This window comes from Pseudomonas sp. MF6396 (assembly GCF_002018915.1).
GTDB classification, from domain to species: domain Bacteria; phylum Pseudomonadota; class Gammaproteobacteria; order Pseudomonadales; family Pseudomonadaceae; genus Aquipseudomonas; species Aquipseudomonas palmensis.
This window is the reverse complement of the sequence record NZ_MVOK01000029.1, coordinates 29,127-51,446: the sequence shown is the minus strand read 5'-3', so window position 1 is coordinate 51,446 and position 22,320 is coordinate 29,127. Positions and strand designations below refer to the sequence as shown.

Below are 22,320 nucleotides of genomic sequence, written 5' to 3'. Positions count from 1 at the left end.
ATGTTCAGCCTGTGTGCGGTACTGATGGTGGCGCTGCCGGTAGCAGGTGCAGGCCTTGGGGCCGAGGGGGCAGGGTATGGCGGCGAGCCGCTGTCGTTGAGTTTCCAGGATGTCGAGGTGCGTTCGGTGCTCAAGGTGCTGGCCGACTTCACCGGGGTCAACCTGGTGGCCAGTGATGCAGTGCAGGGCAAGGTGACCCTGCGCCTGCACGAGGTGCCCTGGGAACAGGCACTGGACCTGGTGCTGCGCAGCAAGGGCCTGGGTCGGCGTCAGGAGGGCAACGTGCTGCTGGTGGCGCCTTTGGCCGAACTGGCCGGGCACGATACCCAGGCCCGTGCGGCGCAGGCCCCGCCAACGCTGGTGCGCGAACTGCTCACGGTCAGCCATGCGCGGGCCGGGGACATCGTGCAGATGTTCCAGGCCATGGTCGAGGACGACGACCCCGGCGCGATCACGGTCGACGAGCGCACCAACACCATCATTGCCAGCCAGCCGTCGGCACGCCTGGCCGACCTGCGGCGGCTGCTCGCGCAGCTCGATGTACCGGTTCGCCAGGTGATGATCGAGGCGCGCATCGTCGAGGCCAATGTCGATTACGAAAAAAGCCTGGGGGTGCGCTGGGGCGGGGCGGTGCAACTGGGCGGCGGCCTGCGCGCAGGCGGGTTGGCCGCCGACGGGCTGCCGTTCGTCGACCTGGGGGTGGAACGGGCCACCTCGGGTATCGGCCTGGGGTTGGTGCGCGACAGTGTGCTGCTCGACCTGGAGCTCAGCGCGATGGAAAAGACCGGCAATGGCGAAATCATCTCCCAGCCCAAGGTGGTCACCGCCGACAAGGAAACCGCGCGCATTCTCAAGGGTACCGAGGTGCCGTATCAGGAGTCGGGCGCCAACGGCACTACGTCCACCACCTTTCGCGAGGCCTCGCTGTCGCTGGAGGTGACCCCGCAGATCACGGCCGACAACCGGGTGATCATGACGGTCAAGGTCACCAAGGACGAGCCGGACTACCTCAATGCCCTCAACAGCGTGCCGCCGATCCGCAAGAACGAGGTGAATGCCAAGGTTCAGGTGGGGGATGGCGAGACCATCGTGATCGGCGGGGTGTATGCCACCGTGCAAAGTAATGTTGTCGACAAGGTGCCATTTTTCGGCGATGTGCCGTATGTTGGGCGGCTGTTTCGTCGCGCTGTCATCCAAGAGAAAAAATCCGAGCTGCTGGTCTTCCTGACTCCGCGTATCATGAGTGACCGGGCGATTGCTGTGAGTCGTTGATTCTGTGCGAAATTTGATACTTGTAGGGCCGATGGGTGCCGGTAAGAGCACCATCGGTCGCTTGCTGGCCAAAGAGCTGCGCCTGCCGTTCAAGGATTCCGACAAGGAAATTGAGCTGCGCACGGGCGCCAACATCCCGTGGATCTTCGACAAGGAAGGCGAGCCCGGCTTTCGTGATCGCGAGCAGGCGATGATCGCCGAGCTGTGCGAGGCCGACGGTGTGGTGCTGGCCACCGGCGGCGGCGCGGTGATGCGCGATGCCAACCGTGCGGCGCTGCATGCCGGGGGGCGCGTGATCTACCTGCACGCCTCGGTGGAGCAGCAGGTGGGGCGTACGGCCCGTGACCGCAACCGGCCGCTGCTGCGCACGGCCAACCCGGAGGCCACGCTGCGTGCCTTGCTCGAGTTGCGCGACCCGCTTTATCGGGAAATCGCCGACCTGGTGGTGGAAACCGACGAGCGGCCGCCGCGCATGGTGGTTCTGGATATTCTGGAGCGCTTGCAGAAGTTGCCGCCCCGTTAAGGCTTGACTATCCTCGGCGGCCAGTCATGCCCTGGCAGGGCACTTCGTTATTGCGCGGGTCGGGTCTTCGATGCCGCGCCTTTGTTCTTTGTGGGGACACATGCAGACACTTAAGGTCGAACTGGGCGAACGCAGCTACCCGATCTACATCGGCGAAGGCCTGCTGGATCAGCCTGAACTGCTGGCGCCGCACATTGCCGGCAAGCAGGTCGCCATCGTATCCAACGAGACTGTCGCGCCCCTTTACCTGCAACGCCTCACCCACAGCCTGGGGGCCTATTCGGTACTGCCGGTGGTGCTGCCCGATGGCGAGGCCTTCAAGAACTGGGAAACCCTGCAACTGATCTTCGACGCCCTGCTGACGGCGCGCCACGACCGTCGCACCACCGTGATCGCCCTGGGCGGCGGGGTGATCGGCGACATGGCCGGCTTTGCCGCCGCCTGCTACCAGCGCGGCGTGGACTTCATCCAGGTGCCCACCACGCTGCTGTCCCAGGTGGACTCGTCGGTGGGCGGCAAGACCGGCATCAACCACCCGCTGGGCAAGAACATGGTCGGTGCCTTCTATCAGCCCAACGCGGTGCTGATCGATACCGCCAGCCTCAAGAGCCTGCCGCCGCGCGAGCTGTCGGCGGGCCTGGCCGAGGTGATCAAGTACGGCCTGATCTGCGACGAGCCGTTTCTGGGCTGGCTCGAAGACAATGTCGATGCGCTGCGTGCGCTCGACCAGGCTGCACTGACCCGCGCCATCCAGCGCTCCTGCGAGGCCAAGGCGGCCGTGGTGGGGGCTGACGAGCGCGAGTCGGGCGTGCGTGCCACGCTCAATCTCGGTCACACCTTTGGCCACGCCATCGAAACCCACATGGGCTATGGTGTGTGGCTGCACGGTGAAGCCGTGGCGGCTGGCACGGTAATGGCCCTGGAAATGTCCATGCGCCTGGGCTGGATCAGCCAGGCGCAGCGCGACCGCGGCATTCGCCTGTTCCAGCGCGCCGGCCTGCCGGTGGTGCCTCCGGCCGAAATGACCCCGGCCCATTTCATGGAACACATGGCGGTCGATAAAAAGGTGCTCGACGGTCGTCTGCGCCTGGTCCTGCTGCGCCATATGGGCGAAGCCGTGGTGACCGACGACTATCCGCAAGAGATTCTTCAGGCCACGCTGGCGGCGGATTACCGCGCAATCGTGGCCCAGCTTTGAGGTTGACGAGAGTTCGATGACTAGTTTGCATGCCGACGAGGCCTTTCTCGGCCATTACCAGTTGAACCATGACCCCTTCGCTGCGCGGGTGCCTGGCTTCAAGTTCTTCCCTGCCCAGCGCAAGCCGGTGCTGGGCCAGTTGCATCACCTGGCCCGCTACAGCCAGTTGCTGCTGGTGGTCACAGGCCCTCTGGGCAGCGGCAAGACCCTGCTGCGCCAGGCCCTGGTGGCCAGCACCAACAAGCAGTCGGTGCTCAGCGTGGTGGTTTCGGCGCGTGGCGCCGGCGATGCAGCCGGCCTGCTGGCCCAGGTAGCGCAGTCGCTGAACGTGGCCAAGGCGCAAGTCACCGAGATCCTCGCCCAGATCGTGCAGCTGGCGCTGACCGGTCAGGAAGTCTACTTGCTGGTGGACGATGCGGAACAACTTGGCGAGTCGGCACTCCAAGCCTTGCTGGAACTGGCGGCGGGCACACCGGAAGGTCGCCCGCACGTGTTCCTGTTCGGCGAGCCGTCACTGATCGCAGCCCTGGATGAACTCAATGCCGAGCAGGAGCGTTTCCACGTCATCGAGTTGCAGCCCTACACCGAGGACGAAACCCGGGAATACCTGGAGCAGCGTCTGGAAGGTGCCGGGCGTGGCATCGAGGTGTTCACCAGCGAGCAGATCGCCGAGATTCACGAAAACTCGGACGGCTGGCCTGGAGCAATCAACCAGGTGGCCCGCGATACCATGATCGAAGCCATGCTCGCCACCCGCTCGCCGGTGAAGCGACCATCAATGGGGTTCAATATGCCGAAGAAACACGTGCTGGCGTTGTCTGCCGTGGTAGTGGTTGCCGTGGCGGCAGCCGTGCTGATGCCCAAGAAGGGCGACCAGGCGCCGGCCACTGCGCCTGCCGAGCAGGCGCAACTGCCCCTGGGCCAGGGCAAGCCGGGCAATGCCCAGTCGAACAACGGTGGCCCGGCCATCGAGTTCGCCGGTTCTTCGCAGCCGATGCCGCTGCCACTGGTGGGTCAGTCCCAGCCGGTGATGCGCGGCCCGCTGGCCGAGGCGGCCGGCATGGGTGATGGCGAGGAATCCGGCCCGGCTGGCGACACTGCACTGCAGCCGCCTACCGTTACCACCACTGCACCGCCCGCCGGTGTCACTGCAGGCCCGGCGCCTACGATGGCCCAGCCGGTTGTACCGGCGCAGCAGCCTGCCGCGCCAGTGGCCAGCAAGCCGGTTGCACCTGCCGCCAAGCCCGCCCCTGCGCCCGTGCAGGTGGCCACGGCCAAGCCGGCACCCAAGCCTGCGGAAAAACCAGCTGCCAAGCCCGCTGCGGGCGGTAGCTGGTACAGCGGCCAGGCGCCAGGCAACTACGTGGTGCAGATCCTGGGCACCAGTTCCGAGGCATCGGCCCAGGCGTTCGTCAAGGCCGAGGGTGGCGACTATCGCTACTTCAAGAAAACCCTGCAGGGCAAACCCCTGTACGTGATCACCTACGGCAACTTCTCCAGCCGCGATGCAGCCGTCGCTGCAATCAAAACCTTGCCAGCCAAGGTCCAGGCTGGTAAACCTTGGCCTCGTACCGTTGCCAGCGTCCAACAAGAACTGGCTGCGACCCGCTGATACATGGTCGGGTGGCACTACCCCCGCCACCTGCTGAGCGACTCCTGAACCCCGGTCTAGCCTGCTGCGTAACACGCGGCAGGCTTTTCTGTCCCAGACTGCCGGCCACAAGCCCCTGTTGCAGTCCAGGCTGAAACGCTTCAGACTCAAGCAATTCCGTTACCACGGATTCTTGTATAAAAACATTCAAAAATGCGACATGGATTTTCACTGATGCGTCAGTAAATTTGTGGGCTTCACTGTCGCTGTGCAACAATGGCATCCGTATTGCCCCCGCAAAGCTGACGTTCGTTCGGCGTGGATGGTAAGTGGTTGTATTAAAAAGAGATTTGCCTTGGTGAGAGGCGAACCTGGTGAGAAAGTGTCTATGAAAACAGGTCTGTACCATCCCGAAGAATTCAAGGATAACTGTGGTTTCGGCCTGATCGCCCATATGACGGGCGAACCCAGCCACCACCTTTTGCAAACGGCTATCCAGGCCCTGACCTGCATGACCCACCGTGGTGGGATCAACGCCGACGGCAAGACCGGCGACGGCTGCGGGCTGCTGATGCAGAAGCCCGATCGGTTCCTGCGGGCCGTGGCCCTGGAACAGTTCGGCAGCGAGCTGCCCCGCCAGTACGCGGTCGGCATGGTGTTCTTCAACCAGGACACCGCCAAGGCCGAAGCCGCACGCGACAACATGAACCGCGAGATCCTCGCTGCCGGCCTGAGCCTGGTGGGCTGGCGCAAGGTGCCGATCGACACCAGCGTGCTCGGTCGCCTGGCGCTGGAGCGCCTGCCGCAGATCGAGCAGGTGTTCGTCGGTGGCGAAGGCCTGAGCGATCAAGAGTTCGCGATCAAGCTGTTCAGCGCCCGGCGTCGCTCGTCGGTGGCCAACGCCGCCGATGCCGAACACTACATCTGCAGCTTTTCGCACAAGACCATCATCTACAAAGGCCTGATGATGCCGGCGGACCTCACCGCCTTCTATCCGGACCTGAGCGACGAGCGCCTGCAGACGGCGATCTGCGTGTTCCACCAGCGCTTCTCCACCAATACCCTGCCCAAATGGCCGCTGGCCCAGCCATTTCGCTTCCTCGCCCACAACGGCGAGATCAACACCATCACCGGCAACCGCAACTGGGCCCAGGCGCGGCGTACCAAGTTCGCCAACGACCTGATCCCGGATCTGGAAGAGCTCGGCCCGCTGGTTAACCGCGTGGGCTCCGACTCCTCGTCGATGGACAACATGCTCGAGCTGATGGTCACCGGTGGCATCGATCTGTTCCGTGGCGTGCGCATGCTGGTACCGCCGGCCTGGCAGAACGTCGAGACCATGGACCCCGACCTGCGCGCGTTCTATGAATACAACTCCATGCACATGGAAGCCTGGGACGGCCCGGCGGGCATCGTGCTCACCGAAGGCCGCCATGCCGTGTGCCTGCTCGACCGCAACGGCCTGCGCCCGGCGCGCTGGGTCACCACCAAGAACGGCTATATCACCCTGGCGTCGGAAATCGGCGTGTGGGACTACAAGCCCGAAGACGTCATCGCCAAGGGCCGCGTGGGCCCGGGGCAGATCTTCGCGGTCGACACCGAGACCGGCCAGATCCTCGACACCGATGCGATCGACAACCGCCTCAAGTCGCGCCACCCGTACAAGCGCTGGTTGCGCCAGAATGCCCTGCGCATCCAGGCCGACCTGAGCGACGACCAGGGCGTGGCCAGCTACGACGGCGACCAGCTCAAGCAGTACATGAAGATGTTCCAGGTCACCTTCGAGGAGCGTGACCAGGTGCTGCGCCCGTTGGGTGAGCAGGGCCAGGAAGCCGTGGGCTCGATGGGCGACGACACGCCGATGGCGATCCTGTCGCAACGCGTGCGTTCCACCTACGACTACTTCCGCCAGCAGTTCGCGCAGGTCACCAACCCGCCGATCGACCCGCTGCGCGAAGCCATCGTGATGTCGCTGGAGATCTGCCTGGGTGCCGAGCGCAACATCTTCCAGGAGTCCCCCGAACACGCCTCGCGGGTGATTCTCAGCTCGCCGGTGATTTCGCCGGCCAAGTGGCGCTCGCTGATGAACCTCGACCGCCCGGGCTTCGAACGCCAGGTGATCGACCTCAACTACGAGGAAAGCATCGGCCTGGAAGCGGCCGTGCGCAACATCACCGAACAGGCCGAAGAAGCCGTGCGCAGCGGCAAGACCCAGCTGGTACTGAGCGACCGTCATATCGCACCCGGCAAGCTGCCGGTGCATGCGTCGCTGGCCGTGGGCGCCGTGCACCATCGCCTGACCGAACTGGGCCTGCGCTGCGACAGCAACATCCTGGTCGAGACCGCCACCGCCCGCGATCCACACCACTACGCGGTGCTGATCGGGTTTGGCGCCTCGGCGGTGTACCCGTATCTTGCCTACGAAGTGCTGGCCGACCTGATCCGCACCGGCGAAGTGCTCGGTGACCTGGACGAAGTGTTCAAGTACTACCGCAAGGGCATCTCCAAGGGGCTGCTCAAGATCCTCTCCAAGATGGGCATCTCGACCATCGGTTCCTACCGGGGCGCGCAGCTGTTCGAAGCCGTGGGCCTGTCCGAGGAAGTGGTCAACCTCAGCTTCCGTGGCGTGGCCAGCCGCCTCAAGGGCGCGCGCTTCGTCGACATCGAGAACGAGCAGAAGCTGCTGGCCGCCGAAGCCTGGAGCCCGCGCAAGCCGATCCAGCAGGGCGGCCTGCTCAAGTTCGTGCACGGTGGTGAATACCACGCCTACAACCCGGACGTGGTCAATACCCTGCAAGCCGCCGTGCAGCAGGGCGACTACGCCAAGTTCAAGGAATACACCGCACTGGTCGACAAGCGTCCGGTGTCGATGATCCGCGACCTGCTCAAGGTGAAAACCCTGGAGCAGCCGCTGGACCTGAGCGAAGTCGAGCCGCTGGAGGCCATCCTCAAGCGCTTCGACTCGGCGGGTATTTCCCTGGGCGCGCTGTCGCCTGAGGCCCACGAAGCCCTGGCCGAGGCGATGAACCGCCTGGGTGCGCGCTCCAACTCCGGTGAGGGCGGCGAAGACCCGGCCCGCTACGGCACCATCCGCAGTTCCAAGATCAAGCAGGTGGCCACCGGCCGCTTCGGCGTCACCCCCGAATACCTGGTCAACGCCGAAGTGCTGCAGATCAAGGTGGCCCAGGGCGCCAAGCCGGGCGAGGGTGGCCAGCTGCCGGGCGGCAAGGTCAACGGCCTGATCGCCAGGCTGCGCTATGCGGTGCCGGGCGTGACCCTGATCTCGCCACCGCCGCACCATGACATCTACTCGATCGAAGACCTCTCGCAGCTGATCTTCGACCTGAAGCAGGTCAACCCGCAGGCGCTGGTCTCGGTCAAGCTGGTGGCCGAAGCCGGGGTAGGCACCATCGCCGCCGGCGTGGCCAAGGCCTATGCCGACCTGATCACCATCTCCGGCTACGACGGTGGTACCGGCGCCTCGCCGCTGACCTCCATCAAGTATGCCGGCGCCCCGTGGGAACTGGGCCTGGCCGAAACCCACCAGACCCTGCGCGGCAACGACCTGCGCGGCAAGGTGCGGGTACAGACCGATGGCGGCCTGAAAACCGGCCTGGACGTGGTCAAGGCCGCGATCCTCGGCGCCGAGAGCTTCGGCTTCGGCACCGCACCGATGATCGCCCTGGGCTGCAAGTACCTGCGCATCTGCCACCTGAACAACTGCGCCACCGGCGTGGCCACGCAGAACGAAAAACTGCGCAAGGACCACTACATCGGCACCGTCGACATGGTGGTCAACTTCTTCACCTACGTGGCCGAGGAAACCCGTGAATGGCTGGCCAGGCTGGGCGTGCGCAGCCTGGGCGAGCTGATCGGGCGTACCGACCTGCTGGAAATGCTCCCCGGTGAAACCGAGAAGCAGAAGCACCTGGACCTCAGCCCGTTGCTGGGCAGCCCGCACGTTCCGGCCGACAAGCCGCAGTTCTGCGAAGTGGACCGCAACCCGCCGTTCGACAAGGGCGTGCTGGCCGAGAAGATGGTGCAGATGGCCCTGCCGGCGATCCGTGACCTGGCCGGCGGCGAATTCGAGCTGGATATCTGCAACTGCGACCGCTCCATCGGCGCGCGGATCTCCGGTGAAATTGCCCGCCTGCACGGCAACCAGGGCATGGCCAAGGCGCCGCTGACCTTCCGCTTCAAGGGCACTGCCGGGCAGAGCTTCGGGGTGTGGAACGCCGGTGGCCTGAACATGTACCTCGAAGGTGATGCCAACGACTATGTCGGCAAGGGCATGACCGGCGGCAAACTGGTGATCGTGCCGCCAGCGGGCAGCCCGTTCGAAACCCAGCACAGCGCCATCGTCGGCAACACCTGTCTGTACGGCGCCACGGGCGGCAAGCTGTTCGCCGCCGGTACCGCGGGTGAGCGCTTCGCGGTGCGCAACTCCGGTGCCCACGCCATCGTCGAGGGCACGGGCGATCACTGCTGTGAATACATGACCGGGGGCTTTGTCTGCGTATTGGGCAAGACCGGTTACAACTTCGGTTCCGGGATGACCGGTGGTTTTGCCTACGTGCTCGACCAGGACAACAGCTTCGTCGACAAGGTCAACCACGAACTGGTGGAGATCCAGCGTATCAGCGGCGAGGCGATGGAGGCTTATCGCAGCCACCTGCAGCGCGTGCTGGGTGAATACGTCGAAGAAACCAACAGCGAATGGGGTCGTGAGCTCTGGGAAAACCTGGATGACTACGTGCGTCGCTTCTGGCTGGTCAAGCCGAAGGCGGCCAACCTGAAGAACCTGCTGTCCAGCACCCGTGCCAACCCGCAGTGATATGCGCCTGAAGAGTTTGATGAGGTTTTGAACATGGCTGAACGTCTGAGTAATGACTTCCAGTTCATCGAGGTCGGGCGCAAGGATCCGAAGAAGAAACTGTTGCGTCAACGCAAGAAAGAGTTCGTGGAAATCTACGAGCCCTTCAAACCCCAGCAGTCGGCCGAACAGGCCCACCGCTGCCTGGGCTGTGGCAACCCGTACTGCGAATGGAAGTGCCCGGTGCACAACTTCATTCCCAACTGGCTCAAGCTGGTGTCGGAGGGCAACATCCTCGCCGCTGCGGAACTGTCGCACCAGACCAACACCCTGCCCGAAGTGTGCGGCCGGGTGTGCCCGCAGGACCGCCTGTGCGAGGGTGCCTGTACCCTCAACGACGGCTTCGGCGCGGTGACCATCGGCTCGGTGGAGAAGTACATCACCGACACCGCCTTCGCCATGGGCTGGCGCCCGGATATGTCCAAGGTGGTGCCCACCGGCAAGCGCGTCGCGGTGATCGGTGCCGGCCCTGCGGGCCTGGGTTGTGCCGACGTGCTGGTGCGCGGCGGGGTAACCCCGGTGGTGTTCGACAAGAACCCCGAGATCGGCGGCCTGCTGACCTTCGGCATCCCCGAGTTCAAGCTGGAAAAGACCGTGCTCAGCAACCGCCGCGAAGTCTTCACCGGCATGGGCATCGAGTTCCGCCTGAACACCGAGGTGGGCAAGGACGTCACCATGGACCAGTTGCTCGAGGAATTCGATGCGGTGTTCATGGGCATGGGCACCTACACCTACATGAAGGGTGGCTTCCCTGGCGAGGACCTGCCGGGTGTGCACGACGCGCTGGATTTTCTGATCGCCAACGTCAACCGCAACCTGGGCTTTGAAAAGTCCCCGCAAGACTTCGTCGACATGAAGGACAAGAAGGTCGTGGTGCTGGGCGGTGGCGACACCGCGATGGACTGCAACCGCACCTCCATCCGCCAGGGCGCCAAGGCCGTGACCTGTGCCTACCGGCGTGACGAGGCGAACATGCCCGGCTCGCGCAAGGAGGTGAAGAACGCCAAGGAGGAGGGCGTGAAGTTCCTCTACAACCGCCAGCCGATCGCGATCGTGGGTGAAGACAAGGTCGAGGGCGTGAAGGTGGTCGAGACCCGTCTCGGCGAGCCGGATGCCCGTGGCCGTCGCAGCCCCGAGCCGATTCCGGGTTCCGAAGAAATCATCCCGGCGGACGCTGTGGTCATCGCCTTCGGTTTCCGCCCCAGCCCTGCGCCGTGGTTCGAGCAGTTCAGCATCCAGACCGACAGCCAGGGCCGTGTGGTGGCGCCGGAGCAGAACCGCTTCAAGCACCAGACCAGCAACCCCAAGGTGTTTGCCGGTGGCGACATGGTGCGCGGTTCGGACCTGGTGGTGACGGCTATCTTCGAGGGGCGCAATGCCGCCGAGGGGATCCTGGACTATCTGGAGGTCTGATCGGGCCTCTTCGCCAGCAAGGCTGGCTCCTGCCAAACCTGTAGGAGCCGGCCTTGCCGGCGAAGCTTTTAACTAAATCTATTGACCTACCACAGGTCGATAGACAAAAGGCACGGTTCATACCGTGCCTTTTACGTTGGTGTCTGAGAAAATGCCCCCACTTTTTTTCCGGATGCCGACATGACTGCCTTGAAGAACGATCGTTTTCTGCGCGCCCTGCTCAAGCAACCCGTAGACGTCACCCCGGTGTGGATGATGCGCCAGGCCGGCCGCTACCTGCCGGAGTACCGCGCCAGCCGCGCCAAGGCCGGTGACTTCATGAGCCTGTGCATGAACCCGCAGTTCGCCTGCGAGGTCACGATGCAGCCGCTGGACCGCTACCCGCTGGACGCCGCGATCCTGTTCTCGGACATCCTGACCATCCCTGATGCCATGGGCCAGGGCCTGTATTTCGAAACCGGCGAAGGCCCGCGCTTCAAGAAAGTCATCAGCACCCTGGCCGACATCGAGGCGCTGCCGATCCCCGACCCGCAAAAGGACCTGGGCTACGTGATGGATGCGGTCAGCACCATCCGCCGCGAGCTCAACGGCCGTGTGCCGCTGATCGGCTTCTCCGGCAGCCCGTGGACCCTGGCCACCTACATGGTCGAAGGCGGCTCGTCCAAGGACTTTCGCAAGACCAAGGCCATGCTCTACGACAACCCGCAGGCCATGCACCTGCTGCTCGACAAGCTCGCCCAGTCGGTGGTCAGCTACCTCAACGGGCAGATCCTGGCCGGCGCACAGGCCGTGCAGATCTTCGACACCTGGGGTGGCAACCTGTCGGCGGCGGCGTACCAGGAGTTCTCCCTGGCCTACATGCGCAAGATCGTCAGCGGCCTGATCCGCGAGCACGAAGGGCGCAAGGTGCCGGTGATCCTGTTCACCAAGAACGGCGGCCTGTGGCTGGAAAGCATTGCTGATGCCGGCGCCGACGCCCTGGGCCTGGACTGGACCTGCGACATCGGTGAGGCGCGCCAGCGCGTGGGCAGCAAGGTGGCCCTGCAGGGCAACATGGACCCGACCGTGCTCTACGCCAAGCCCGAGGCCATCCGCGCCGAAGTCGGGCGTATCCTGGCCAGCTATGGCCACGGTACCGGCCACGTGTTCAACCTGGGCCATGGCATCACCCCGGAAGTCGATCCGGAACATGCCGGTGCCTTCATCCACGCCGTGCACGAACTGTCGGCGCAGTACCACCAGTAACGGGCAACTGCCTGGCGGGTGCCGCGTATCGCGGCCCCGCCACTGACTTTTCACGCTCCCCCGCCGATCCGTCCTACTGCCCGTCCAAGCCCCCTCCCTTACCATTCCGACCTCGATGCACAGCCGTGCCATTCAAGGAAGGAACCCGTGCCCAAGGATACCTGCGCAGTACAGCATCCCCTGCTGGCGGCAACCTGCCAACGGCTTGCCGAGTACGGTGACAACCAGCAACTGACGCGTCAGGGCATCCGCCTGGCGTTGCTGTATCCGGCGATACTGATGTGCGCCGTGCTGGCCATCTTCGCGTTCCTGCTGGGTGTCGTGATCCCTGATATCGTGCAGATATTCGCCCATCACCAGCAAGCGTTGCCGGCCACGATCCGCGTTTCGATGGCGATGAACGAGAGCGGGCAGCGCTTCGCGCTGCCGTTTGCCGGTGTGCTGGTCGTCGCCGGCGTGTTCGCACGGCTCGCGTTGCATGCACTGCGGCGTCGCCTGAGGTGGCACGGTTTGCTGTCGGGCGTAAGGGTTGAACGAGCCCTGGGCCTGTTTGAGCCATTGATGCTGGCGATGACGGGCGGTGTGATGCTGTTCATCGGGCTGGCCATCCTTATGCCGATTCTGAGCCTCACCGCGTTGCTGGCCTGATCGGGTTTCCCACCATCGCGCATTAAGCTTCAGTTCAGGCGTGGGGATTAACCTGAGCGCATCCCCACTTGAAACGGAATGCCCACCATGAAAACTCGTTACCTGGCTCTGCTGCTTGCCCCGCTGTTCACCACTGGCGCGATGGCCGCCGGCTACACCGGCCCTGGCGCCCAGCCGGTCACCACGGTCGCGGCAGCCAACGACGCCGCCGACGACACTCCGGTGGTACTGCAGGGCTTTGTGGTCAAGAAGCTCAACAACGACGACAAGTACGAATTCAAGGATGCCAGCGGCACCATCACCGTCGAGATCGACAACGAAGACTTGCCGGCGGTGGCCTTCAACGACAAGACCAAGGTCAAGCTGACCGGTGAGGTCGAGAAGAACCTGATGTCCCGCGAGATCGATGTCGACCTGGTCGAAATCATCAACTGAACAGCTTCGCCGGCCTTGCCGGCGAGGGGTATCAGCCCTTCACATTCCCCGGCAGCGCCGGCAGCTTGCTCAGGTGCAACGCCACCAGCAGTGCGATCACCAGCAGGCTGCCGATGAACAGCCCGATGCCGTTCCACCCACCGTAATGCCAGAACACCCCGCCTGCCGTGCCCGCCACGCTCGACCCCGCGTAGTAGCTGAAAAGGTACAGCGAAGAGGCCTGCCCCTTGGCCGTGAGCGCACGCCGGCCGATCCAGCTGCTGGCCACCGAATGCGCGCCAAAGAAGCCGAAGGTGAACACCAGCATGCCGACGATCACCAGCACCAGGGGCGAGAACAGCGTCAGCAGCAACCCACCGAACATCAGCAGGATGCTCATCCAGAACACCTTGCGCCGCCCCAGCTTGTCCGACAGTGCGCCGATCTGCGCCGAGCTGTAGATGCCGGCCAGGTACACCACCGACAGCAGCCCCACCAGCGCCTGGCTCATGTGGTACGGCTCGGCGAGCAGCCGGTAGCCGATGTAGTTGAACAGCGTGACGAAGGCGCCCATCAGCAGAAACGCTTCCAGAAACAGCCACGGCAGCCCGGCGTCGCGAAAGTGCTGGGTGAAGCCGTTCAGCAGGCTGCGCGGGTTCATCGAGCGTGCACTGAAGTTGCGCGACTCGGGCAGGATCCTCCAGAACACCGCCGCCGCGACCAGTGCCAGGCCGCCGATCACCAGCATCGCGGTGTGCCAGCTGACGAAGTCGATCAGTACCCCGGTGATCAGGCGCCCGCTCATGCCGCCGATGGCGTTGCCGCCGATGTACAGCCCCATGGCCAGGCCGATGTGCTGCGGATGAATCTCTTCGCTCAGGTAGGTCATGGCCACCGCCGCCAGCCCGCTCAGCGACAGGCCCACCAGGGCACGCATGGCCAGCACGCCGTGCCAGCTGGGCATCAATGCGCTGGCGATGGTGCACAGCGCGGCGCAGAACAGGGCGAACACCATCACCGGCTTGCGCCCGACGCGGTCGGAAATCGGCCCGGTCACCAGCAGCCCGAACGCCAGCAGGCCGGTCGACACCGACAGCACCAGGCTGCTCTGGGCGGCATTGATGGAGAACTCGTGGGACAGCAGCGGCATCATCGGCTGCACGCAGTACAGCAGGGCGAAGGTGGCAAAGCCGCCACAGAACAATGCCAGCACCGTGCGCATGAACGCAGGGGTGCCTTTCTCGATCCAGCTTTCGTTCAGGGGGGCGGCGGTGTTCGCCGGGGCAGGGGGCAGCTCATGGGCAACAGCAGTTTTCACGGGGACCTCGAAAGGGGCACGGCCTCGCAGGCAGTGAAAAAAGCATATAGCTGGCTATTGATCTTTTCCAATATATTGTTCGACCTGTTTAAGAGGTTTTACGACCTATTGGAGTTGCCATGGAACTGCGCCACCTTCGCTACTTCATCGCCGTGGCCGAAGAGCTGCATTTTGGCCGTGCCGCACAGCAACTGGGCATCTCTCAACCGCCGCTGAGCCAGCAGATCCAGGCCCTGGAGCAGGAGCTGGGTGCACGCCTGTTCGAGCGTACCAACCGACGGGTGGCACTCAGCGAAGCCGGCCGGCTGTTTCTCGACGAGGCGCGCCAGGTGCTGGCGCAGGTCGACAAGGCCGCCGACGTGGCGCGGCGTGCCCAGCTCGGCGAGCTGGGTGAGATGAAGATCGGCTTCACCTCCTCGGCGCCGTTCAACTCCAGCATCCCCAAGGCCATCAATGCGTTTCGCCAGCGCTTCCCGGCGGTGCACCTGAACCTCAAGGAAATGAGCAGCCGCGATGTGGTGGATGCCTTGCTCGACGAGTCCATCGAGGTCGGCCTGATGCGCCCGATGAGCGTGCCCGATGGCGTGGTGATCACCGAACTGTTCCGTGAGCCGCTGGTGGCGGTGCTCAACGCCGCGCACCCGCTGGCCCAGGGCAACGAGCAGGGCCTGCCGCTGGCGGCCCTGGCCCAGGAGCCGTTCGTGTTCTTCCCGCGCAGCTACGGCAGCGGCCTGCACGCGCAGTTGCTCAGCCTGGCGCGCTCGGCCGGCTTCAGCCCGCACTTTGCCCAGGAGGCAGGCGAGGCCATGACCATCATCGGCCTGGTATCGGCGGGGCTTGGGGTGTCGGTGCTGCCGGCGTCGTTCAAGCGCATGCGCATCGACGGGGTGGTGTACCGCACCTTGCTCGACGCCGACGCGGTGACAGCGGTATGGCTGGCGCAGCGGCGCGAGGACGTGTCGGCGATGGCCCGGGCGTTCACCGAACTGTTGATCCGCCAGGCCCAGACGCAGGGCTGAAAGGCACTGGCTAAACCGGCGCAACCCTCACATACTCGGTAGTTCCTTTCACATGGAGGTCTGTTCATGCGGCGCGTGGTGTTCAATCAGAAAGGTGGCGTGGGCAAGTCGAGCATTGCCTGCAACCTGGCGGCCGTCAGTGCCAACGAAGGCTATCGAACCCTGTTGATCGACCTGGACGCCCAGGCCAACTCGACCCAGTACCTCACCGGCCTGACCGGCGAGGACATTCCCATGGGCATTGCCGACTTCTTCAAGCAGACCCTGTCCTCGGGGCCCTTCGCCAAGAAGAACAAGGTCGACATCTATGAAACCCCGTTCGACAACCTGCATGTGGTGACCGCCACGGCAGAGCTGGCCGACCTGCAGCCCAAGCTCGAGGCCAAGCACAAGATCAACAAACTGCGAAAGCTGCTGGACGAGCTCTCCGACGATTACGACCGCATCTACCTGGACACCCCGCCTGCGCTGAACTTCTATGCGGTTTCAGCGTTGATCGCCGCTGATCGCGTATTGATCCCCTTCGACTGCGACAGCTTCTCGCGTCAGGCGCTGTACGGCCTGCTGGCCGAGATCGAAGAGCTCAAGGAAGACCACAACGAGGGCCTGGAAGTCGAGGGCATCGTGGTCAACCAGTTCCAGGCGCGCGCCAGCCTGCCGCAGCAGATGCTCGACGAACTGATTGCCGAAGGCTTGCCGGTGCTGCCGGTGTACCTCAACAGCTCGGTGAAGATGCGTGAGTCCCACCAGGCCAGCCTGCCGCTGATTCACCTGGAACCGCGGCACAAGCTGACCCAGCAGTTCGTCGAACTGCATACGCTGCTGGAAAACGCCTAGACCCCCTGGCTGCGCAGCCATTCCAGCAGTTGCTGGAGTGGGAAGGCGCCGCTCTGGCGCGCCACTTCGCGGCCGTTCTTGAACAGGATCAGGCTGGGAATGGAGCGTATGCCCAGTTGCCCGGCCAGTTGCTGATTGGCTTCGCTGTCGAGCTTGGCCAGGCGGCAGCGTCCGGCCAGTTGGCCGGCGGCCTGTTCGAAGACCGGGCCGAACGCCTTGCAGGGCCCGCACCAGTCGGCCCACACATCGATCAGCAATGGCAGGTCGCCCTTGATCTGGCTGGCGTAGTCGCCCTGTTTCAATTCGAATGGCTTGTGCAACAGCACCTCACCCTTGCAGCGCCCGCACTTGGGTGCGTCCCTCAGGCGTGCGGCGGGGATGCGGTTGAGGCCGTTGCAGTGGGGGCAGGGGATGTGGAGGGGGTCGGTCATGGTGGGAGTCCGGATGCGTCAGGTGATGTTGGGTATCTGGAGGTGATGAGGATGGATTGCAAGATGCCATAGCCTGCCAGATAAGCCAGCGATGCTGGCGAAGAGGCTGTAATGGTTTAGCATGCGGCCTTTCTGAACAGGCCAGGGACAGACCGATGGATTGCCAGCATTCACCGCACATTCGCGTATTCGTCGACAGAAAGAAGAACGGCGAGCCGGTGTTCGAAAGCGTGCCGGTGCGCGAAGTGGGCGAACATACCTATGAACTGCTGTCGTCGCCGGGGCTGGCGCTGAACATGGCGCGCGGCGACATCATCTGCACGGCCATCCCCGATCAGCATGTCGAGGTAGTGCGCAGGGGTGGCAATTTTTGCATCCATGTCTACGCCAACGAGCTGCCCCAGGATGCCGTCGATACGCTGGAAAGCGAGGTGCAGACGTTGCTGGGCGGCACGCTGGACGGTCGCTACAAAGGCAACCTGACGCTGGCAGTGCCGGCGAGCAATGGGTTCGAGGCGATTCGCCCGGTGTTCGACCGGTTTCGGGAGGCGACGGGGGTGCAGTGGTATTACGCCAACATCTACCAGAACCTCGATGACGACGAGGATGAGACGTTGCTGAACTGGTGGGTCTGATGTCTTTTCGCCAGCAAGGCTGGCTCCTACGGACGGCGCTAACCTGTAGGAGCCAGCCTTGCTGGCGAATCGGTCAACCCCGGCCCATCAGGATGAACAACTGATCTCCAGATGCTTGCCCCACTCGGGTGGGCGTTCGGCATAGGCCTGCATCCCCGGCTGTTCCTCGAACGGCCGTGTCAGCACCTGGTGCAGGCGTCGCACTTCCTCGTAATCCCCGCCTTCAGCCGCCTCGATGGCACGCTGCGCCAGGTAGTTGCGCAGAATGTACAGCGGGTTCACCGCGTGCATCCGCGCGCGCCGGCCTTCGGCATTGCCCGGCTCCTGGTCCAGGCGCGCCAGGTACTCCACTGCCCAGGCATCGAACCCGGCCAGGTCGACGAAATCGTCGCGCACCACCCGCACGGCCTGCGCCGCCGGCTGATCACCCAGCTTGCGGAAGAACAGCGTGTAGTCCACAGCGCCCTTGTTCATCAGCCCCAGCAAGCGCTCGACCAGCGCCGAATCGTCATCGCGCGCCTCGGTCAGCCCCAGGCGTCGACGCATCAGGTCCAGGTAATGGGCCTGGTACAACGGCAGGAACAGCCCCAGCGTTTCCTTCAGCGCCTCGACGCTGATGAACGGCGTCAGCGCCTGGGCCAGCGCGCTCAGGTTCCAGTGTGCGATCGGCACCTGGTTGCTGAAGCTGTAGCGCCCCTGGTCGTCGGAATGGTTGCAGATGAAGCCGGCATCGAAGTCGTCGAGGAAGGCAAACGGCCCGAAGTCGAAGGTGATGCCCAGGATCGACATGTTGTCGGTGTTCATCACCCCGTGGCAGAAACCATAGGCCTGCCAGCGCGCAATCAGCTCGGCATTGCGTTCGACGATGGTACGGAACATCGCCAGGTACGGCTCGGGCTGCTCGCGGCACTCGGCAAAGTGCAGGTTGAGCACGTGCTCGGCCAGCTCGCGCTGCTGCTCGGGTTGGCGGGTGTAGTAGAAGTATTCGAAGTGGCCAAAGCGCACATGGCTGGGCGCCAGGCGCAGCACCATCGCCGCGCGCTCTTGGGTTTCGCGCCACACCGGCGTGCTCGAGCCGATCACGCACAGCGCGCGGCTGCTGGGGATGCCCAGCGCGTGCAGGGCCTCGGAGGCGAGGAACTCGCGGATCGACGAGCGCAGCACCGCACGGCCATCGCCCATACGTGAATACGGCGTCTGCCCGGCACCCTTGAGGTGCAGGTCCCAGTGCTCGCCGGCATCGTTGTACACCTCGCCCAGCAACAGCCCGCGACCGTCACCCAGGCGCGGGTTGTACGAACCGAACTGATGCCCCGAATACACCATCGCCCGCGGCTCGGCCTCGGCCCACAGCTTGTGTCCGCTGAACAGCTCGGCGAACACCGGGGAATGCGCCTCGGTAGGGTCCAGGTCGAGCAGTGCCATGGCCGCGTCGCTGGCCACGACCAGGCGCGGCTCGGCAATCGGCTCGGGCAGCACGTGGGTGGAGAACGCATCGCCCAGGCGGGCGAAGCGGTTGTCGAAGGTCAGTTCGTCGAGGGATTTCAACGGCCATCTCCTGGCGCATCGGTGGGGGGCTCGGGCAGCACGGTCTTGTTCGGCGCTTCGACCGGTACCATCTTGTACTCCTGGCCCTGCATGTTCTTCAGGTACACCTCCATCTGGCGGAACGAGATGTTGATGTGCTGGCGCTTGAATTCCTTGTTGATGTAGCGGTTGATCTCGTCGAGTACCGGGTTGCGGTCGCCCAGGTCACGCACGTGCATGCGCAGTTCGTGGTCCAGGGTACTCTCGCCGAAGTTCAGGAAGTACACGATCGGTGCCGGCTCCTTGAGCACCCGCGGGTTCTCGTTGGCTGCCTGCAGCAGCAGGGTGCGTACCAGGTCCAGGTCCGAGCCGTAGTCCACGCCCAGCTTGAGGGTGACGCGGGTGATGGTGTCGGTCAGCGACCAGTTGATCAACTGGCCGGTGATGAAGGTCTTGTTGGGGACGATGATGTCCTTGCGGTCGAAGTCGGTGATGGTGGTGGCGCGGATGCGGATCTTGCTCACCGTGCCCGACAGGTTGCCGATGGTGATGGTGTCGCCGATGCGCACCGGGCGCTCGAACAGGATCATGATGCCGGAGATGAAGTTGGCGAAGATCTCCTGCATGCCGAAGCCCAGGCCCACCGACAGCGCCGCCACCAGCCATTGCAGCTTGTCCCAGCTGACGCCGAGGGTCGACAGCGTGGTGACGAAGCCCACCCCGGCAATCACGTACGACAGCAACGTGGTGGTCGCATACGCGCTGCCCTGGGCCAGGTTCAGGCGTGACAGCACAAGCACCTCGAGCAGCCCCGGCAGGTTGCCGGCCAGGGCGAAGGTGATGCCGATGATCACCAGTGCCCCGAGCAGGTCGCCCAGGCTGATCGGCACCATGCTCATGGCCGCGCCGGTGCCGCTGGTGTACTCGTACAGGGTGATGTTGTCGAGGTAGGCGAACACGCTGATCAGGTCGGCCCACACCCAGTACAGCGCGGCGATGAAGCCGCCCAGCAGGGCCAGACGGATCAGGCGCAGCGACTGCTGGTTGACCTGCTCGATGTCCAGGGTCGGCTCCTCGACGATCACCTCGCCATCGAGCCCTTCCTTGGTGGCCTGGCGCTTGCTCAGTGCGCGCTGGTAGGCCAGGCGCCGGGCGGCCACGGCCAGGCCGCGCACGAAGGCTGCCTCGATCACCAGCCAGAACATCAGCAGGTACAGGGTGTCGATCAGGCGGTCGGTGAGCTTGAGTGCGGTGTAGTAGTAGCCAAAGCACACGGCAATGAACAGCGCCACCGGAAGCGCCGTGAACGCCACGCCCACGGCCTTGCGAAACAGCGAGGTATTGCGGTGCGCGGGGCTGCTCAGCAGCAGGCGGCTGAGCAGCCAGGCCATCAGTGCGTAACAGGTCAGTACCACACCGATGCCGAGCACGTCGTCGGCCAGCGCCGAGGGCTGGTGCTCGGCCACCGCCACCACGCCGACCAGCGCCAGTACCACGCTGCCCAGGCGGCGGATCCAGCCGCGCAGGAACTCGACCTGGGCCTTCTCCCAGCGAAAGTGCAGCTCGGCCACGCCGCCGGGCGCCAGAATCCGGTAGGCGGTGTAGAACACCAGCCAGGCCTGGGCGATCTGCCACAGCGCGGCGCCCAGGTTGGCGTTCTGGCCGCGGGCGTCGATCTGCAGCGCATAGCCGCACAGCGCCAGGCCCAGGCTCAGCGGCATCGCCAGCAGGATATTGATCAGAATGGCCTGGGGCGTGTGCCACTGGCTGTCACGCTTGAAGTGGCCCACATCCTGGTGAACCTTGTTCAGCCGCGCATACAGGTACTTGCGCCGCCACAGCAGGGCGCCGATCAGCAACAGCAGCGGCAGGAACAGCAGCGGGCGCTGCGTCAGGCCGTCGGCCAGTTCGTTGATGCCCGACCCCCACGGCAGGCTCACCACCTGCTTTTGCAGGCGTTCGGGCACGCTGCGCAGCCACTCGAAGTCCAGCGGCTTGTTGCTGGGGATCCAGAACATCTGTTCGTCGAGGGTGCCGCGCAGGTTCTGTGCGGTGCTCAGCAGCTGCTTCTGGTTCAGTTGCAGGGTGATGGATTCGTTGAGCAGGGCGCTCAGCTCGCGGTTGAGCCGCTCCAGCAAATCGCTGCGGGTGATTGCCACCTCCAGCAGGGCCTTGCGCAACTGTGGGGTGACGCTGTCGGGCGGCTGGGTGGCCAGCAGCTTGTCGACGTAGCTGCTGGGGCTGCTGATCTGCTCGCGCTGCTGGTTGACCTCGAACTGGTACAGGCGAATGTCGGCAATCTGGTCGGCCAGGTCGCGATCGACCTTCAGGTGCGGCAGGGCCTGCTTCTGCTTGTAGAGGATCTTGGACAGCAACAGGCTGCCCTTGAGCACGCTGATCTGTTCGTCCAGTGCCTGGTCGGCCTGGGTCAGGCTGTCGAGCTGCTGCTTGGTCTGCAGGTTCTGCTGGGTCAGCTCGTTGAGGCGGTCGGTGCTGCGCAGCAGGTAGTCGGACAGCTTCAGGTTGGTGGCGCTTTCGGTGGCCAGCACGCTGCTGCCGCCGGCCTTCTGTGCCTCGATGGACTGTTCGGTGACGGTCTGCTGCGACTGCGCCAGGCGCTTCTGGTTGATCAGCGTCTGCAGGTCCTGGATCTCCTGCTCAAGGCGTGTGGCGCGCTCGATCAGCAGGTCGTGCTGGCTGTTGCCCAGGTCTTGCAGCAGGCTGTTGCCGGCCAGTTCCTGGCGGCGCAGCAGGGTCAGCGCGTTGAGCGAGGCGAGTTCGGCATTGAGCTGGTTGCGCTGGTCGGCCGAGAGGCTCTTGCCGTTGTCCTTGCCCAGCTTGAGGATGCTGTTGATCTGCTGGGTGCGGGTCTGGTTGCTGCTGATCTCGGCCTGGGCGCGCTCGGGGCGGGTCTGGGAGTTGATGATCAGGCTGTTGGCTTCGGACAGCGCTTTCTGCAGCTCGCCCTGCTGGGTGGTGCGCTCGGACAGCAACTGCTCCAGCTGCGGCACGCCCATGCTGGCGTAGCGCTGCGCCACGGGCAGGGTCTTGGTGTCCTTGAGCCGGGTCAGCTCGCGCTGGTTTTCGCTGGTCTGGCGCGGGGCGTCGGCCAGTTGCTGCTTGAGCGCGGCCAGGCGCTTGTCGTAGTCGTCGCGCGAGGCCAGCAGGCCAAGGGTCTGCTCCAGCACTTGCTGCAGGGCCTTCTGGTCGGCCTCCGGCAGCTTGCGCTCGGCGATCTTGTCCAGGCTGTGCTGGACGCTTGCCGTGGTGGGGGGTTCCGCCGCCTGGGCGAAGGAGAGGGACAGGCACAGCCCGAGCAGGGCTGCGCTAACAACAGTGCGCAGGGACATAGGCAGACGTCGTAGAACCGGGCAGA

The 22,320-nt window shown here is 64.4% G+C and carries 16 protein-coding genes; 12 read left to right on the top strand and 4 right to left on the bottom strand.

The features are described 5' to 3' along the window. The 9 genes from MF6396_RS23615 to MF6396_RS23570 all read left to right on the top strand — a co-directional run bounded on the left by MF6396_RS23615 (position 1) and on the right by MF6396_RS23570 (position 13,198). Positions 1 to 1,272: a type IV pilus secretin PilQ gene (locus tag MF6396_RS23615; RefSeq protein WP_078481697.1), complete on the top strand. Its 1,272-nt coding sequence runs from the start codon at positions 1 to 3 to the stop codon at positions 1,270 to 1,272. A 4-nt stretch (positions 1,273 to 1,276) separates the two neighbouring features. Next, positions 1,277 to 1,795 (top strand): shikimate kinase AroK, encoded by a 519-nt coding sequence (aroK, locus tag MF6396_RS23610; protein WP_043859939.1) that lies wholly within the window; start codon positions 1,277 to 1,279, stop codon positions 1,793 to 1,795. Between the two features lie 100 nt (positions 1,796 to 1,895). Next, a complete protein-coding gene (aroB, locus tag MF6396_RS23605) occupies positions 1,896 to 2,993 on the top strand; it encodes a 3-dehydroquinate synthase (RefSeq protein WP_043859938.1) in 1,098 nt (365 codons plus the stop codon). A gap of 16 nt (positions 2,994 to 3,009) precedes the next feature. Next, the gene (locus tag MF6396_RS23600) at positions 3,010 to 4,605 is read left to right on the top strand and encodes an AAA family ATPase (protein ID WP_043859937.1); all 1,596 of its coding nucleotides are present in this window, start codon (positions 3,010 to 3,012) and stop codon (positions 4,603 to 4,605) included. Positions 4,606 to 4,972: 367 nt separating this feature from the next. Beyond that, positions 4,973 to 9,418 carry a glutamate synthase large subunit gene (gltB, locus tag MF6396_RS23590; RefSeq protein ID WP_078481687.1) on the top strand — a complete coding sequence of 1,482 codons (4,446 nt, stop codon included), beginning with the start codon at positions 4,973 to 4,975 and terminating at the stop codon, positions 9,416 to 9,418. A gap of 33 nt (positions 9,419 to 9,451) precedes the next feature. After that, positions 9,452 to 10,870: an FAD-dependent oxidoreductase gene (locus MF6396_RS23585; RefSeq protein WP_043859935.1), complete on the top strand. Its 1,419-nt coding sequence runs from the start codon at positions 9,452 to 9,454 to the stop codon at positions 10,868 to 10,870. Between the two features lie 180 nt (positions 10,871 to 11,050). Continuing rightward, positions 11,051 to 12,115 carry a uroporphyrinogen decarboxylase gene (gene hemE, locus MF6396_RS23580; RefSeq protein WP_043859934.1) on the top strand — a complete coding sequence of 355 codons (1,065 nt, stop codon included), beginning with the start codon at positions 11,051 to 11,053 and terminating at the stop codon, positions 12,113 to 12,115. A 147-nt stretch (positions 12,116 to 12,262) separates the two neighbouring features. Next, complete coding sequence (locus MF6396_RS23575; protein WP_078481686.1) at positions 12,263 to 12,763, top strand: type II secretion system F family protein; 501 nt, start codon at positions 12,263 to 12,265, stop codon at positions 12,761 to 12,763. Between the two features lie 87 nt (positions 12,764 to 12,850). Continuing rightward, positions 12,851 to 13,198 carry a YgiW/YdeI family stress tolerance OB fold protein gene (locus tag MF6396_RS23570; protein WP_043859932.1) on the top strand — a complete coding sequence of 116 codons (348 nt, stop codon included), beginning with the start codon at positions 12,851 to 12,853 and terminating at the stop codon, positions 13,196 to 13,198. Between the two features lie 31 nt (positions 13,199 to 13,229). Here MF6396_RS23570 and MF6396_RS23565 read toward each other — a convergent pair whose 3' ends face one another. Continuing rightward, positions 13,230 to 14,471 (bottom strand): MFS transporter, encoded by a 1,242-nt coding sequence (locus MF6396_RS23565; protein ID WP_420831976.1) that lies wholly within the window; start codon positions 14,469 to 14,471, stop codon positions 13,230 to 13,232. Positions 14,472 to 14,614: 143 nt separating this feature from the next. On the opposite strand from MF6396_RS23565, the gene MF6396_RS23560 reads away from it, so the two are divergent. Beyond that, positions 14,615 to 15,514 (top strand): LysR family transcriptional regulator, encoded by a 900-nt coding sequence (locus tag MF6396_RS23560; protein WP_054915554.1) that lies wholly within the window; start codon positions 14,615 to 14,617, stop codon positions 15,512 to 15,514. Between the two features lie 66 nt (positions 15,515 to 15,580). Then, complete coding sequence (locus MF6396_RS23555; protein ID WP_043859929.1) at positions 15,581 to 16,351, top strand: ParA family protein; 771 nt, start codon at positions 15,581 to 15,583, stop codon at positions 16,349 to 16,351. Here MF6396_RS23555 and trxC read toward each other — a convergent pair. Beyond that, the gene (trxC, locus tag MF6396_RS23550; RefSeq protein ID WP_054915555.1) at positions 16,348 to 16,782 is read right to left on the bottom strand and encodes a thioredoxin TrxC; all 435 of its coding nucleotides are present in this window, start codon (positions 16,780 to 16,782) and stop codon (positions 16,348 to 16,350) included. The two genes, MF6396_RS23555 and trxC, sit on opposite strands and share 4 nt — an antisense overlap. A 155-nt stretch (positions 16,783 to 16,937) precedes the next feature. On the opposite strand from trxC, the gene MF6396_RS23545 reads away from it, so the two are divergent. Then, positions 16,938 to 17,417 (top strand): DUF4265 domain-containing protein, encoded by a 480-nt coding sequence (locus tag MF6396_RS23545; RefSeq protein WP_078481684.1) that lies wholly within the window; start codon positions 16,938 to 16,940, stop codon positions 17,415 to 17,417. 87 nt (positions 17,418 to 17,504) lie between these two features. On the opposite strand, the gene selO is transcribed toward MF6396_RS23545, so the two are convergent. Both selO and mscK read right to left on the bottom strand, forming a co-directional pair. Then, entirely contained in the window at positions 17,505 to 18,965 is a 1,461-nt protein-coding gene (gene selO / locus MF6396_RS23540; protein WP_078481683.1) for a protein adenylyltransferase SelO, read from the bottom strand. After that, complete coding sequence (mscK, locus tag MF6396_RS23535; protein ID WP_043860373.1) at positions 18,962 to 22,294, bottom strand: mechanosensitive channel MscK; 3,333 nt, start codon at positions 22,292 to 22,294, stop codon at positions 18,962 to 18,964. Before mscK ends, selO begins: the two co-directional genes overlap by 4 nt. Positions 22,295 to 22,320 lie beyond the last annotated feature (26 nt).